Origin of the sequence: Methylibium sp., assembly GCF_013817365.1 — a bacterium.
Lineage (GTDB): Bacteria > Pseudomonadota > Gammaproteobacteria > Burkholderiales > Burkholderiaceae_C > Methylibium.
Map to the genome: position 1 here is coordinate 1 of NZ_JACDCU010000055.1, position 14,221 is coordinate 14,221.

Genomic DNA, 14,221 nt, shown 5'->3' on the forward strand with positions numbered 1-14,221 from the left:
GCGCATCACCCTTGAGGCGCAGCGCGCGCCGTCCGTCCTGGGCTTTGCGGACCAGGCAGGGCTGGCCTTCGCCATTGAGCTCGATAGGCAGGCAGGCCAGCAGCCGGCGGTTGCGGTCCAGCGTTACGCCAGCCGCTTGGCGTTGCCGGCATGCTCGACGTCGGCACGGGCATTCTTGCGTTTCAAGCCGTGCGAGCCCACCACCCACAGCCAGCCGCTGGCCACCGCCATGCCTTCGAGGTCGGCCTCTTCGTCGGCCCCACCGGGCAAGTCCAGCAGCTCGGCCAGCCGGAAGTCATGCACTTCGCCGAAACGCAGGGCTTCGTTGCCTGCCGGGGGCAGCCGTCGCAAGCGGTCGATGCCGTAGGCCTCGTCACCGGCCACCCACAGCCAGTCGCCTGAGAAGGCGGCGCCCGAGAGGTTTGTCTTCACCAGCGATCCGGGGGCGAACTCCAGGCGAACGGCATTGGCTGTTCGGGTGTTGGGCATGGCGTCGGACTCCTGGGATCAGGCTCGATGGAGCGGGGGCGCGCGCATCGCGCCGGGGTGGCACTCGAGCTTTGCGCAGGGCACCGAAAAGCGTTGAGTCTGCAGCAGAACCTTGAAGCCGGGTTCAGGTTTATCCGAAGTCAGAACTCGATGAAGCCTGCTTTATCAGCACTGCTGGGGGTCCTATGGTTGGGCAGTGCTTCATCCCATGGAGAGCCCTGATGCAAGTCTTCTTCAAGTCGCGTGATCCGCAAGCAGCCGAACTGCTCGATCTTCTCCAGCGCCGCACGCGCTTCGTGCTCCGGCGTCTCGCCTGGCTGGTGCCACAAGCGACTGTGACGATGTCGGACGTCAACGGCCCGCGTGGCGGCATCGACAAGCAATGCCAGGTCGAGCTCAAGACCGACGTCGCAGGCACCGTGGTTGTGACCTCGGTGGCGAGTGACTGGCGCAGCGCGCTGGACGAGGCCCTTGCACGCGCCGCGCGTTTCGTGCTTCGCCTGGTAAGACGGGGTGGTGACTCCAGGCGATTGCGTCAGCGCGCCATCGCGCTCGACTGATGAACCGCAACCCTTATCCATCCTGCATCCCGCAACACCAACACGGATCATGAGTGACCTCATGAACAGACCATGAAATGCCCGACCTGTACCGAGACCTCGCTGGTGATGACCGACCGCCAAGGCGCAGAGATCGACGACTGCCCGCAGCGCAGTGGCGTGTGGCTGGATCGTGGCGAGCTCGACAAGCTCATCGAGCGCTCCGGCGCGGTGGGGGCCGCGCCTGGCGGCAGCGCACCGGCCCGGTCGAGACCTGACTTTGCGGACTCCGACCATGGCCATGCCCATGGCGGCGGACGAGGGTCGCATGGGCAGCGCAAGAAGTCGTGGTTGAGCGACATCTTCGATTGACTCCGACCCCCTCATCCTCGGAGAACACAACGTGCGCACCTATCCGTGCAACAGTCCGCAGGCCGCGGCCCGCATCGTCGCGCTGACCGTCCTAGCAGACCGGGACATCGGCAAGACCGAGCTCGACCTGCTCGATCGCCTCGCCGTTCACGAGCAACTGGGTCTTGACCGGCAGGAGCTCCATGCCGTGCTCAACGACCTCTGCGAAGACCTCTTGTCGAGCGAGCAACTGCAATGGGCTGACGCGTGCCCGGTGGATGACCGCACGCTGGCCGGGTTGATGGGCGACATTGAAGATCCAGCCCTGCGGCGAAGGCTGCTGCGCCTGTGCATCGAAATCGCCGAGGCCGACGAGCAGGTTGCCGACGGCGAATCGATCGTGTTGTCCGCTGCCGTCGAGCACTGGGGCTTGCACCACGAGATGCTTCGGTCGCCGGACCGGGACCTGCTGGCAAGGACCGCAACGTAGCGGGGGAGTCCATCGCGGCGAGCCGCGTCGACAGCCATCGGATGTGAAGCGACGGCCGCAAGCTGAATCGAGCATTTCAACAAAGGAGAAAGTCATGGGTATCTCGGAAATCGTGGGCTTGTTCGGCAACTTCGGCGTACTGGTCGGGCTGTTGGCGGTCGTCGTCATCGTCCTCTACCTGGCGCCCATCCCGCTGTGGATTGCGGCATGGGCCTCGGGTGCGTACGTAGGATTGATGACACTGATCGCCATGCGGCTGCGCCGCGTTCCGCCCGGCGTGATCGTGACGGCACGGATCAGCTCGGTCAAAGCGGGCATCGACATCTCCATCAACGACCTGGAAGCCCACTATCTGGCGGGCGGCAATGTCGTGCGGGTCGTCAACGCGATGATCTCGGCCGACAAGGCCAACATTCCGCTGCCGTTCAAGCGCGCCGCCGCCATCGACCTTGCCGGGCGCGATGTGCTCGAGGCGGTGCAGATGTCGGTGCTGCCCAAGGTGATCGAGACGCCGAAGATCGCCGCCGTGGCGAAAGACGGCATTCAGCTCATCGTCGTCTCGCGCGTCACGGTGCGCACCAACATCGACCGCCTGGTCGGCGGCGCGGGCGAGGAAACGATCATCGCGCGCGTCGGCGAGGGGATGGTCAGCACCATCGGCTCGGCGGTTTCACACAAGAGCGTGCTTGAGAACCCGGACCACATCTCCAAGCACATCCTGTCCAAGGGGCTGGACGCCGGCACGGCCTACGAAATCCTGTCCATCGACATCGCCGATGTCGACGTCGGCGAGAACATCGGCGCCAAGCTGCAGATCGACCAGGCGAATGCCGACAAGCAGATCGCCCAGGCCAAGGCCGAAGAGCGCCGGGCGATGGCCGTGGCACTGGAGCAAGAGATGCGCGCCCGCGTCGTCGAGGCTGAAGCCGAGGTGCCGCGCGCCATGGCCGAGGCCTTCCGCCAGGGGACCCTGGGCGTGATGGACTACTACCGCATGAAGAACGTGCAGGCCGACACCGCCATGCGCGACGCCATTGCGGCCACCGACGATACGCCGCCGGCACCCCGGCGCGCAGCGTAGAACGGGGGCGTGTTATGAGCCTGGAAACTCTACTGGTGATCGTGGCCGTTGTTGTGGCGGCTGTCTTCAATGTCATCCTGCCGTGGCTTAAAAAGCTTCAGGAGGACGGGCTGGCCGGCAACGCCGAGCCCGAACTGCAGGAGGCACCGACAGCCGTGCTGGCACCCGTGCTGTCGGCTTCGCCAGTGCCGGCGCCGGCGTTCGCGACACGGCGCAACGCGCCGACCAGAACCACAGCGCCCATGGCGCCCGCCGTGGCGCAACCGGCAAGGCGCTCGCCGGTGGGCAGTCTATCGAGAATGCGCGATGGGATCGTGCTCGCGGCGGTGCTCGGCCCGTGCCGTGCGCAGACGCCGTTCGTCTGAAGAAGCGACGCTCTCACCCCGAGTTGCAGCGCCAGGCGGACTGGGACTCGTTCGCAAGAACCGAACCGTGGACCACGAAAGGCCTGCTTTGTTCGATTGCGGAATCTGCAGATGATCGTAGGATTGTTCAATTGCACTGGATTAAACGAACCCTTCGTCCCGCGCGCGGTTGTAAAGCACCCCCGCTTGTGCCGGAGCTGATCGAAGACGCGACGAACGAGTTGCCCGGAACGTTCCGGCTGCTGATCGACCGACTGCTCGAGCACCTCAAGCTGCTCGATCGGCAGGTTGACGAGATCGAGGTTCAGATCAAGGCTTGGCATCGAGATAGCGAGATCAGCCGCCGGCTCGAACAGGTGCCGGGCATCGGGCCGATTACGGCGAGTGCGCTGACTGCGAAAGTCGGCGATGCGAAGAACTTCGACAACGGGCGGCAGCTCGCCGCGTGGTTGGGCCTCGTGCCGCGACAGCATTCGAGCGGCGGTAAGGCCACGCTGCTGGGCGTGAGCAAGCGAGGCGACGCGTACCTGCGAACCTTGCTCATCCAAGGGGTACGGACGGTGACCTAAGTTCCGAGGTCGAGCGAGTTCGGTGTTGCCGTTTCCTGCCAGCGTGCCTTCACGTACTTCTCCGTGGTGTTCTTAGTCTTATGTCCGCACAGAGCCTGGATTCGTTCCAGCGGCACGCCGGAACGCCAGAGGTCGGTGGCGCCTTTCCCTTTGAGGTCACGGAAGCCGAACGACGCCATGTCCCGCAGCTTCGGATTTGTCCGTCGGACGCGGTCCTGCGCCTGCCTGAGCATCGCCGAAATCCCGTCGTATGTGTAGGCCTCGCCCTTCAGCGTGTGCAAGATGGGCTGGTGCAGCATCGGCACCGCACCGATCGCCGTGGTTACCAGCGCCCCGAGCTGGCCTTCGAGCGAGATGTCAATTCGAGTCTTTGTCTTGTTTTGGACAAAGCGCAGCACTGGGCTGCCCGCCTTTTGGTGGATGTTCGATGGTGTCCAGAAGAGGATGTCGCTCTCGGGCCGCTGCAGGGTACGGTATACAAGCTCCATCATGAGCCGCACCGCGCGGTTCCCAACTTCGTAGACAGCACGGTACTCCTCATGGGTGACGTACCGGTCGCGCTCGGTTTCGCTGTTGCGCACCACGCCGCTCGCGCGCATGCATGGGTTGACGACGAGTGCCCCATGGTTGCTGCGCAGCATCCAGCTCAAGCATGAGGATAGGCACGCTCGCTCTCGATTGGCACGCACCGCGCGACCGGCTTTGAGTCCGATGTCCAGGTACTCGGTCACATGATGCGGGCGAATCTCGGTCGGAAGCATCGCGCCGAAGAACGATTTCAGGTAGCGCATCGCGTCTCGGTAATCGTCGAGCGTACGCTTCGACAGGTCCTTCGCGCGTACGCGTTGCTCGCAGTCGATGATGAACTGGTCGATAAACCACGCCATCGTTCCGTAGCTGCCGGTCGGGTCGTTGTAGTGCTCGGCGCGCTTTCTTGCAGCTACCAAGTCTTTCCCGATATTTTCCCACTTGCCAGTGTCGCGATGGACGAAGTAGAACGAGCCCGAGCGAAGATAGACGCGCTCTGGCAAGCCCTGGCTCGCGTCCTTGCGCTTACGGCCCACGCCGGCTTCCGGTCAAAACTTTGAGGAGCGCCGCGCGGTTGGGTTCGCTTGAAATCAAGGCTGGAGCGGCGACGGCAGCCTGCCCGCCAATCAAGACGCGTTCAAACTCACCTCGTGCCACCAGAGGCCGCCCGTTGGGCTTCGACTTGACGAGGAGTCCCATCTTCGTCAGATATCTGCGCTGGGCGGCAGGCATCACAAGCGGAGCGCAGATCTCCGCAATCTCCGTGTCGGACAGGAACGTGACCGACCAGGGTTCCCGGCGCCCGGGCGATGGCTGCATTGCCGAATCAATCGACCCGAAAGCATGCCGGTCCTGCGCACTCATTCCGAGTGCTCCATGCTTCGGACCACGAGTCGAATCTCAACCGCAGTCCGGTTGCTAAACAGCCAGCCGGACGTCCGAGCCGACGTCGAGCCTCGGGCAGCAAAGTCAGCGGGCGTTCTGAGTGGACGCATGTGACGCTGCCGAAGTTGATTCAGAAAGGGTTGGCCCCGCATCGCACAAGCGGCTTCGCGGTGAATCCGCTTGTAGACAACATGCTTCGTTGCATTTTCGTGCTCTTGAAGAATCCCATTGCAATCGACTCGCGCCGTCAAAGCGCAGGCTCTGCATGGCGGGTGATAGCTAGCCGCCCCGCGCTGAGCAGCGGGGCGGATGCGGCAGAGGGTGGGATGGCGTTCATGACCAAAGTTCATTCTCGCACCTACAAGATGTAGATAGTGTACGAACTGAAATTATTGCTACCTGGAGTTGCAAGCCACGACTCCGGGGAACTTAAACGCTGACTCCGATCCGCCCCGCACTCGTGGGCAACCCAGGTGGGAACGGGCTCGGCCTTTGGCGCCATACCGGTGCTGCATCCTCTTCGAGTCCGTCTGAACGGAATCAGAGTGACGGAGTACTTCAGAACGAATCCAAGATGCCGAAAACATTTGATATTCCAGTTCCCGCTATCCGGCATGAGCACCCCGACGCCGAAAAATTCCAACCGGACCCCTCACCGTTCCGCGGCCCTTGTTTCTAGCGGCGTATCTCAGGAGCGCCCCGAGCCCTTGACGTACGCGCGACTTGTCGAGTTGCTTGAACTCAGCATAAAAAGCGCCGGCGCCATCGCGCGTCTGGATGCCGAGGCTGGAGTAGCAGGCCCGACTGAGCGATTCGCATCCGAACTGCGTTGCGGCTTCCAACCGAATAACTGGGGCACCGACATCGGACAGGTTGCCGTGGCGGCGACTGCGCTGCAAACCAACAAGGCGACCAAAGGCACACCGTGCCCATCGATTTCTGTCCTTGTTGACGACGTACTGCAAGCCGTCGTTCAGGAGTGCGTGCAACGCCGGGTCACCCTGATGGAAAACCGGATTGCCGAAATGTGCGCCACGCATGACGCTGCGCAGACTGCGGCGCCCACCTTTCGGCGCCGGCCGCTTCGCCTTTGAGGCGCCGTTCAGCGTCCTAGGCGGCAAGACGAATCCCCAGGTAAGCCACCACACCCACACCCACCGCAGCAACGACGACGGCGGCGACGATGGCGACCATGGGGTTGTCGGGTAGCATCAGCACGGCTTCGCCAAGCTTGCGCATCCGCCCCATGGCCGTCCGGGCCCGTGCCAGCATGGTGGTCTCGCCGAGCATGTGTGCGGCTTCTTTCACGTTCCTTCTGAGCAGGCCGAACTCGGTGCGGCAGCCGTTGGTCAGCTCGTCGCGAACGACCCGGGGTACCAGTTTCTTGATCTCCCCGCTGAGTTGATCGAGCTCGCCGCCCGTGGCGCGCAGCTCGGCAAGGAACTGGGTTCTGAGGGCGAGCGCAGCGGCCGTCCGGTCCCGCTCAAGCTCCTCCCGCACGACCCGCGACGTTGCGCGCAGGCGTCCGCTGACTTCGGCAGCGCAGGCGTTGAAGGATTGCTCGGCCGCATGAAGCGCCGCGACCGCGCGCCCAGACTCATGCCTGATGGACTGCATCGCGCCGTCAGCTTCTCGGCGCATCTGCTCGCGCAATTCGGACACGATTTGCTGCGCCGCTCGCTCGACAAAGGCAACTGCGAAATAGAAGGTATCGTCAGGACCGATGTGCTTGCGCAAGTCCCGCACCACCGACAGGCGCGCGGACTCGGTTGCAGGACTTCGAAGCGGCGACTCGCCTTTGCTCAGCGCCATGTCGACGTCGATGCGGTCATTGGCGAGTCGCACTTTCAGCGCGGCATCCGCGGCGCTGTGATCGCTGTCGATGACGAATGGGTCCCTTGAGGCCAAAGCGTCACCTGGCTCCGCCGCCGTCTGCGATGGTGGCGGCATCGCTTTGGTCGCAGGCCGAACCGCAGCGGGCGCTAGGGTCGCGGTCAAGGTCCCCTTCGGCTTCGAGGCGGGGGCCGCATGATTCCACAGGTTGTCGGGCTTCGATAAAGCGTTGGGTGTGTCCGCACCCGCAAATGGTCGACCTGGCGCGGACGTGGCGCGGCGCGGACTGGCAATCCCGTCGAAGAGCCCGCGGGAAGCAGAGCGATCGTCGCGTTTCGGAGTGCTCATGTCGATGAGGTGGTTGCGGAAGATGAGAAGGTCAAGAAACTCGACGGGTCGAAGGAGTCAAGAAGGCCCGGCCGTGAAGGGCCTGGCCCTCCGGACCGGGGTCGTCATGCGCGCGCCGCCGTGAGCATCGAATCGAGTCCCGAAAAGAACGGCCGGCTCCAGGACTCGAGAACGATTCGGTCCGACAAACGAAGGTCCGACATCCTGATCTCTTCGTCGGTCAGGCGCAGGTCTTTGGTGCGCTCGAGCGTTGCCCGTTGGAGTTCGGTCAGCGTGCCGGTGCGTACGATGCCGGCGATGCGCTCCTCGGCGGCCAGTCGGATGAATTGCGCGCATTTGAGGTACTGAATGGCACCGACGCTGGCTTCGCCGTCGTACTCGTTGAGCACAAGCACAAAGGGCCAGGGCAGGGCATTGGCAAGGTAGTCAACGGATTCGACGCAGTCTGCGGTCATGTTCCCACCGGCGACGACGGCATGGAGCAGTACGTGCAGGCCGAGGCTGTCGAGCACATCGGGTAGGCCCATTTCCGCGGCATAGCTCACCACTTGGCGGTAGGTGTTCGAGCCGATATCGATGACCCAGGGCCCGGAGTCTGTGGCGAACGACTCCAGCATCTCGTGGAAGCCGTCCTTGACGATTTCGCCGTTGCGAACCAGCTCCAGGCGTTTCGCCTCGAGGGCGGGGTAGCTGTCCAGCGCCAGGCCGGTATTGAACGCATCGGCGTTGAAGCACACGGGCCGGAGCCCCCTGCGCCGGTACCACTCCGCCACTTTGACGGCGTGGGTCGTTTTGCCCACACCACCCTTGCCGGCGGCAATGATGGCGACAGTCTTGCGAAGTTCATCGATGCTCATTGAAGTTCTCCAGGTTGTGCGTACACTAGCGAGGTATTGTAAGTGCTCGACTTGACTTGTCAAGTGGATGTCGACACAGCTACTGGGCGAGCAGCCTCTTGACCACAGCATCGGCCACCGCTTTCTGCTGCGCGCTTGTTGCCGCAGCGTCCGCGTCGCGTTCGGCCAGCACCTGGGCCGACACTTGCGCGCGCCGCTCGGCGACACGGATGGTCGGCGTTTCGTGAGTGTGACAACCTCGGAGCGCACCAGATTCCTGGGCAGCCGGTGAATGAGTAGAGGCCAAGACGTGCAGACTCGTCGGCTCCATGGTCGGTAATGTGGCGGCCTGGCGAGTCCCGTGAGTGCCGCGGTTCTGACGACTCGCCACCGCAGGTGTCAATGCATCGAGCAGGCGGCCGCGCCGCGGACGAGCCGCACGCTTCTTCTCCGCGTGAACCCATGCCGACATGGTCGCGCTCTTCGCGTTGCGGCTCATCGGACGTCCGAACTGGGCCACGAGCGGTTGTCGCCTCGCCAATTCGTCCCAGATTTGGGCGTAAGTGAGGCCGTCCTCCCACAGCGCGACGATGGTGTCCCTGTATGCCGACAACCAGGGACCAGAGCCGGTAGTTTGGGCAACCGGCGCATTCGCCAGACTCAGGCCCAGTCGCTGAATCCTGCGCAGCACTGTCATGTCCGAGACCGTGATGCCCAGACTCGCAACCTCGGCAACGATTTCCTTGAGCGTCAGTTTTCTTGAGACCCAGTCCGCAACTTTGTTGTCGGCGTCGGCCACCTGGTCAAGGCGATGCGCCTTGGGTCGGGTCGTCGTCATGGTTGGGATTTCCTTTCCAGTCTTTCCTTGCGCTTGCGACGCTCTCGCAGCACCCACACGGAGATTCGCAAGCTCTTCTCGCGCGCCGACTCGAGTGCCGAGAGTTGCGGAACAAACGGATGACGGCGCTTCAACTCGTCCCAGATTTCTGCGTAGCTGTGTTGAGCTCCGACCAATAGGTCGTCGAGCTCCGTCCTGAACGTGGACAGAAAGGGTTGAGAACGATTTCGTGCTGGAAGGCGGTACTCGGCGGCCTCGGCGCTTACCGCGCCCTGGCCTAGAACCTTGCCTCCAGGTGCGGAGGCGTGCGCGCCGATGCGCTTGCGATGCAGTTGGAGCCCTAGCGCCGTGAGGCGCTTGTGAATCGCCTGGCGCGATACCACGAGTCCCAGGGCATTCCGGATGTCAGACAGCGTCAAGCCTGCATCGACCAGAGCCTTGAGTTGGGCTTGAATCCGCGGGTCGCTTAACGAACTGCGTTGCCCAATGTCATCTTCCTTCATACGGCGCCACCCTGCGACGTCGCAAAGGCGCCGGGCACTGCGAGCGCCCGAATCGGCGGCGCCGGTTGCCAAGTCGCCTGTTAGCTCCTCAATTCTGACCTGCATGCGCCGAACTCGCGTCTTCGCCAGTCGACGCTGGGCCGCACGCCGACGCAGCGCCCGCCTTAGGGGCGGAAACTCGTCATTCCAGGTGTATGGGTCTGAGGTCGAAGCAAGTCTCATCAACGCGTCGGCCAGGCTGCTTAGAACACCGCCAAGGCTTTCATCCGAGTCCGTCTCCAAACACTCGTCGATTCCCAGCGCACGGTGCAGCCTGTACTCGAAATCCCAGGCCCTGGTTGTCCGCTCCCCACGGCAAATCGCGGCCTCGGCGCTTTCCGGAGTAATTTTCAGCATCTCATGTTCCTTTGCTCATTCCAGAAGTCGCACTGTTTGAAGCGTTCCGCCACAAGCCCACCACATCGCCGCATCACAACCACGACACAGCCATCACATCGCCGCATCGTCACCATTTCATCGCCACAACATCAGAGTGCCGATAGCGATGCGGCACGTTTGCTATCAGGAACGCCGTTGTCAACCTGCTCTCCAGCCAGCGTTACGCCCCTCTGTAGCTGCGCTACGGCGGGGCACTTCGGCATGCGCCTTCGTCCAACAAGAAAGGCAATCTGCGATCGAGTGCGCGCTGTGCGCGGGGTAGACGGGTAAATCTGCATTTGATACAACATTCCCTAGGTAGTATTCTATGCTACCTGACCGTAAGACGCAAGACCTTGCGAAACGGTCTCAACAGCACGAGCTACAGAGGGGTCCGGTGCGTAAGACAACTGCAGTCGCCCACGTCGGCGGCATGATCAAGGAGCGGCTCGCGCCGCTCCCTGCGGCGAGCGTGTCGGTGACTCTGAGGCTGCCGCCCGAGCTCGTTTCCTATGTCGACCAACTGGTCTCCTCCGATCAGGCGCGCGACCGCACCGAGGCAATCAAGGGGTGCATTCGGCGCCACCAACAAGCCGAGCCTGGTCTGGTCCGAGTCCAATGTATCGAGCTGACGCAGCGTGAGCTCACCGCCGAAGTCGCGGGGCTCGTGAGCACTGTCAGCAACCTCTCGGATGACGTCGTCCTATTGGGGGAGAAGTCAATGCAACACCTGGATGCGATGCGCTCGGAGTTGCGCCTTCTCATTGCCGTGGGTTTGTACGGCCGGGAGGGCGAGGAGGAGCAAGGCTTGGCTGGGGGAGGGCATCGTTCAACGGTCCCAGCAGTCGCGTTGACCTCGCGGCCTGCGCCCCCGGCGTCGGCCTGCGACAGCGCGGCCGAAGGTCGAGGAGCCGCCGGTCCATTGGATCTGGACATCCGCAGGCCGCGGCCCTATTGACGACCAGTGGCCACCGCGATCTGAATCAAGCGAACGGCATCGAGCATGGTCGAGTTCCAGGAGCAGCGCGCCGAGTACGCCAGGCGCTATCACGCACAGGGACATGACGCGGAGGAGGCCGCCAACGAACATGCCGCTCGGGCGAAGCCCGTGCCCAAGGCGCAGGTCTATCTGGAGTCGGGCACGACCGGACGTGCGCCGGTCTTCGGTGGCAAAGGCGCGGCGGTGATGGGTCTGGCTGGCGACTACGACCGGGTGCGCTTTCTGGCAGCGGTCGTTGGCCGGTACCAGCTCGATGGGAGCACGCTCACTGACGTCAACTACAAGGCCAGCCGCAAGACCCGGACGTCAAAGAAGACACCTTATGACTTCGGTGAGTTCGTGATATCCGCCGGCAAGTCGTGGTCGATCGCCATCGGCATGGCGAGAACGGCACTGGAACGCGCCTTGCTCAAGGGCATCGTCGACCAGGCCATCACCCGGGCAGTCGAGCATATGGAGTCATTGGCTCGGGTCCGGGTCACCCGGGACGGCGTGACCCGCTGGGAGGCGCCCGTCGGTGTGCAGTACGCCGACTTCGACCATGCGCACAACCGGCGCGGCGACTCCCACTGCCACCGCCACATCGCCGTGATGCGCCACGCGATGTGCCGCGATGGCAGGATTCGAACGCTGGACATGAGCATCTTCATGCAGGCGCAGTACGAGATCGATGCGGTGCTCAAGACCGAACTGACCCGGCTCGCTTGCGAGGCCGGCTACGAGATCGAGATGACGGCTCATGGCCCGGAGCTCAGGCGCGTGCCGAAGAAGCTGCGCGAGGCGTGCTCGACCGGCACCCAGGAGATCGCGGCGTTCCTGGAGCTGCAAGGAGTGGACTTCGAGCGGGCGACGCACGACCAGAAGGCCTGGGCCAATTCGAAGACCAAGCTGGCCAAGGTGAAGTTCGACGAGCAGCACCTCGAGAACATCACACGACAGAAGTTTGCGTCCGCGGGCTTCGACTACGACGCCTTCGATGTCGCGCCTGAGCGTGCGTCGTATCCAGTCCCGCCCGCGCACAGCGCGCGCGACGCCGTCGCGCTGGCGCTCGAGGAGCTTCACGAGCGCTCCGACGTGGTCAGGAGCCGCTACGCGCTGAGCTTCGCCGCAGCGCGCTACCGTGGCTGGGCCGGCGACATCGCCGAGTTGACCGCCGAAATCGACCACCTGTTCGAGCGCGGCTATCTCGTGCAGCGAGGCGACGGCACCGGGCTGGCGGCGCAGGGCGGTGCAAAGCTGACCAGCCAGTTCGCCATCGAACGCGAACGCTCGGCGGTGGACCTCTACAAACGCAGCGTCGGCAAAGGTCAGGCCATCGATGACGCGGCGACGCTGCGCCGCGTCATCGAGGAACTGGAGCGCGACATTCGCGCAAAGACGGGCGATGCTAGAGCGAGGCTGAGTGACGGGCAGGTCGCGATGATTCAGTCGGACTTGCTGTCGCCGGACCGCATCGTGGTCTGCGAGGGAGACCCCGGCACCGGCAAGACCACTGGGATGAGCGCGGTGAACCGGGTCGCCCATGAAGCCGGATGGCAGTGCCTGGGGCTTGCGCCTTCCGACCAAGCGCGCGACGCGCTGACCGCGGCCGGTGTGCAGTCCGAGACCGTTCAGTTCGCCATTCGCAGCGACGCGTTCTGGGAGCAGGTCGACGGCAAAACGGTCCTGATCATCGATGAGGCCGGAATGGTCGATGCCGCCGACATGCGCGAACTCCTGGTGGCGGCAGAAAAGCGTGGCGCTCGCGTGCAACTGGTGGGCGACCGCAAGCAATTGCAGTCGGTCGGCGCGGGCGCACCGTTTGCGCGCATCGCGTCCTGTGCGAAGAAGCTCGGAACCCTGGTCGAGCTGACCGAAATGAACCGCGCACGGACGGTGCAGAACAAGGCTTTGCACGTGCTGTCGCGCGACGACCAAGTCCGTGCCCTTCAAAAGCTGATGCAGCCGAGCGTCGCGGCAGGCGACCGGGTGGCCCTTCGGCACGAACTGCGGAACGGAGGACGCGTGACGGTGGTAGACGTGGTCGGTCGCGATGGAGCGGTGCGGACCGCGCTGGACATCAATGCAGCGAGCTGGCTGCAAGTGGCCTCGTGGCCGTGCGGTGGCCTCCTCAAAGTCACCAGCGTCCAGGGCGACCGGCTCGAGCTTTCGGGGCCGGGGTCCACGCGTGCGATGTTGATTCTCGAGGACGGCGGTCCCGCAGGCCGAGTGTGGAGCAACAGCAGCGCGGCTGCGCGCTACGACTTCGTGGCGCGCCGATATGCGGAACTCGCCCCGAAGGAGCGGTTCTGCACCCCGATCATCGTCGACACGAATGCCGACCTGGGCGGCCTTACCGCGGCCATCCGCGCCAAGCTGAACATCGCCGGCGTCTTCGAAGTGCGGACCTTCGAGTCGCGTCACTTGGAGGTGGCGCAACACCTCACATCGACCAGTTACGAGGTGGGCGACTGCATTCGCATCAATTCAAAGGGAGAGGGGTTCGCCAAAGACGAGGTTCTGACAGTGCTCCTCGTCGAGCGGGACCGGCTGCGCGTGCTCACCGCCGACGGGCGTGAGAAGACATTCATCCCGAGTCGGGACGGGCTGCGCGCGTCGCTCGGCGAGGCCGAGACCTGCAGACTCGGAGTCGGGGACTTCGTGCGCTTCACCGCGAAGTGGTCGGATGCGGACATCCGCAACGGCGACCGTGGCGTCATCACCGCCATCGACGTCCTGGGCAGCGCAACGGTGGAGGTCATCGACTGGGACGGTGTCAAGCGTGGTACCCGCGAGCTCGAGCTCGGCAAGGGGTTGGTCGCGTTGCGTGCGGGCTATGCGGCGACGGTTCACGCGCTGCAAGGCGGCACGATGAACCGGGGCTTCTACCTGGCGGGCAGTACGTCGCGCAATGCGTTCCTGGTCGGCGCCACTCGGTTCCGAGACGGGTTCACGCTCGTCGCCGACATCGGTACGAAGAAGCGGCTCGAGGCGCTGGCGGTGCGGGTGCAGAGGTATCAACACAAGGAGCCCGCGTTGCCGACCGCCGAAGACATCGCTCGGCGCTTCCGTCGTCCCGCCGTCAACGCCGCCTGGCCGGCAGACAGGTCACAACTGTTTGGCGTGGACGGCCGGGCCCGATTCGTCGCATTCCCAGCCCAGGCAGAGCT

At 64.0% G+C, this 14,221-nt stretch carries 15 protein-coding genes and 1 pseudogene; 9 read left to right on the top strand and 7 right to left on the bottom strand.

Annotated features, from left to right (window positions below; genetic code table 11):
• Positions 1-123: 123 nt before the first annotated feature.
• A complete protein-coding gene (locus H0W38_RS05645) occupies positions 124-489 on the bottom strand; it encodes a DUF3616 domain-containing protein (protein WP_292452002.1) in 366 nt (121 codons plus the stop codon).
• Between the two features lie 221 nt (positions 490-710).
• Here H0W38_RS05645 and H0W38_RS05650 point away from each other — a divergent pair, with 221 nt between their 5' ends.
• From H0W38_RS05650 to H0W38_RS05675, 6 genes and pseudogenes are all read left to right on the top strand, one after another.
• Positions 711-1,049, top strand: coding sequence for an HPF/RaiA family ribosome-associated protein (locus tag H0W38_RS05650; protein WP_292452004.1), 339 nt, complete (start codon positions 711-713; stop codon positions 1,047-1,049).
• A gap of 72 nt (positions 1,050-1,121) precedes the next feature.
• Entirely contained in the window at positions 1,122-1,400 is a 279-nt protein-coding gene (locus tag H0W38_RS05655; protein ID WP_292452006.1) for a zf-TFIIB domain-containing protein, read from the top strand.
• Positions 1,401-1,431: 31 nt separating this feature from the next.
• Entirely contained in the window at positions 1,432-1,869 is a 438-nt protein-coding gene (locus H0W38_RS05660) for a TerB family tellurite resistance protein (RefSeq protein WP_292452008.1), read from the top strand.
• 94 nt (positions 1,870-1,963) lie between these two features.
• The gene (floA, locus tag H0W38_RS05665) at positions 1,964-2,950 is read left to right on the top strand and encodes a flotillin-like protein FloA (RefSeq protein WP_292452010.1); all 987 of its coding nucleotides are present in this window, start codon (positions 1,964-1,966) and stop codon (positions 2,948-2,950) included.
• Between the two features lie 14 nt (positions 2,951-2,964).
• Positions 2,965-3,315: a hypothetical protein gene (locus H0W38_RS05670; protein WP_292452012.1), complete on the top strand. Its 351-nt coding sequence runs from the start codon at positions 2,965-2,967 to the stop codon at positions 3,313-3,315.
• 188 nt (positions 3,316-3,503) lie between these two features.
• A pseudogene (locus H0W38_RS05675) lies at positions 3,504-3,875 on the top strand (transposase); the annotation flags it as partial.
• Positions 3,876-3,880: 5 nt separating this feature from the next.
• Here H0W38_RS05675 and xerC read toward each other — a convergent pair.
• Both xerC and H0W38_RS05685 read right to left on the bottom strand, forming a co-directional pair.
• A complete protein-coding gene (gene xerC, locus H0W38_RS05680; RefSeq protein WP_292452013.1) occupies positions 3,881-4,948 on the bottom strand; it encodes a tyrosine-type recombinase/integrase in 1,068 nt (355 codons plus the stop codon).
• Positions 4,938-5,276 (bottom strand): DUF4224 domain-containing protein, encoded by a 339-nt coding sequence (locus tag H0W38_RS05685; protein WP_292452015.1) that lies wholly within the window; start codon positions 5,274-5,276, stop codon positions 4,938-4,940. The genes xerC and H0W38_RS05685 overlap by 11 nt, the downstream gene beginning before the upstream one ends.
• Positions 5,277-6,004: 728 nt before the next feature.
• On the opposite strand from H0W38_RS05685, the gene H0W38_RS05690 reads away from it, so the two are divergent.
• A complete protein-coding gene (locus H0W38_RS05690; RefSeq protein WP_292452017.1) occupies positions 6,005-6,391 on the top strand; it encodes a hypothetical protein in 387 nt (128 codons plus the stop codon).
• 16 nt (positions 6,392-6,407) lie between these two features.
• On the opposite strand, the gene H0W38_RS05695 is transcribed toward H0W38_RS05690, so the two are convergent.
• From H0W38_RS05695 to H0W38_RS05710, 4 genes are all read right to left on the bottom strand, one after another.
• On the bottom strand, positions 6,408-7,478 hold the full coding sequence (locus H0W38_RS05695) for a hypothetical protein (RefSeq protein WP_292452018.1): 1,071 nt from the start codon (positions 7,476-7,478) through the stop codon (positions 6,408-6,410).
• Between the two features lie 104 nt (positions 7,479-7,582).
• A complete protein-coding gene (locus tag H0W38_RS05700; RefSeq protein WP_292452020.1) occupies positions 7,583-8,335 on the bottom strand; it encodes a hypothetical protein in 753 nt (250 codons plus the stop codon).
• Between the two features lie 79 nt (positions 8,336-8,414).
• Positions 8,415-9,152, bottom strand: a complete 738-nt coding sequence (locus H0W38_RS05705; protein WP_292452022.1) for a hypothetical protein — start codon at positions 9,150-9,152, stop codon at positions 8,415-8,417.
• Positions 9,149-10,051 (bottom strand): hypothetical protein, encoded by a 903-nt coding sequence (locus H0W38_RS05710; RefSeq protein ID WP_292452024.1) that lies wholly within the window; start codon positions 10,049-10,051, stop codon positions 9,149-9,151. Before H0W38_RS05710 ends, H0W38_RS05705 begins: the two co-directional genes overlap by 4 nt.
• A 418-nt stretch (positions 10,052-10,469) precedes the next feature.
• On the opposite strand from H0W38_RS05710, the gene H0W38_RS05715 reads away from it, so the two are divergent.
• Positions 10,470-11,030, top strand: coding sequence for a hypothetical protein (locus H0W38_RS05715; RefSeq protein ID WP_292452026.1), 561 nt, complete (start codon positions 10,470-10,472; stop codon positions 11,028-11,030).
• A gap of 45 nt (positions 11,031-11,075) precedes the next feature.
• The coding region (gene mobF, locus H0W38_RS05720) for a MobF family relaxase (protein ID WP_292452028.1) at positions 11,076-14,221 on the top strand (3,146 nt) is incomplete at its 3' end.

Bases quoted from the DNA above. Each gene is read 5' to 3' on its own strand.
- H0W38_RS05645 (WP_292452002.1), bottom strand. From the start codon at position 489: ATGCCCAACACCCGAACAGCCAATGCCGTTCGCCTGGAGTTCGCCCCC.
- H0W38_RS05650 (WP_292452004.1), top strand. From the start codon at position 711: ATGCAAGTCTTCTTCAAGTCGCGTGATCCGCAAGCAGCCGAACTGCTC.
- H0W38_RS05655 (WP_292452006.1), top strand. From the start codon at position 1,122: ATGAAATGCCCGACCTGTACCGAGACCTCGCTGGTGATGACCGACCGC.
- floA (WP_292452010.1), top strand. From the start codon at position 1,964: ATGGGTATCTCGGAAATCGTGGGCTTGTTCGGCAACTTCGGCGTACTG.
- H0W38_RS05670 (WP_292452012.1), top strand. From the start codon at position 2,965: ATGAGCCTGGAAACTCTACTGGTGATCGTGGCCGTTGTTGTGGCGGCT.
- H0W38_RS05685 (WP_292452015.1), bottom strand. From the start codon at position 5,276: ATGAGTGCGCAGGACCGGCATGCTTTCGGGTCGATTGATTCGGCAATG.
- H0W38_RS05695 (WP_292452018.1), bottom strand. From the start codon at position 7,478: ATGAGCACTCCGAAACGCGACGATCGCTCTGCTTCCCGCGGGCTCTTC.
- H0W38_RS05700 (WP_292452020.1), bottom strand. From the start codon at position 8,335: ATGAGCATCGATGAACTTCGCAAGACTGTCGCCATCATTGCCGCCGGC.
- H0W38_RS05705 (WP_292452022.1), bottom strand. From the start codon at position 9,152: ATGACGACGACCCGACCCAAGGCGCATCGCCTTGACCAGGTGGCCGAC.
- H0W38_RS05710 (WP_292452024.1), bottom strand. From the start codon at position 10,051: ATGCTGAAAATTACTCCGGAAAGCGCCGAGGCCGCGATTTGCCGTGGG.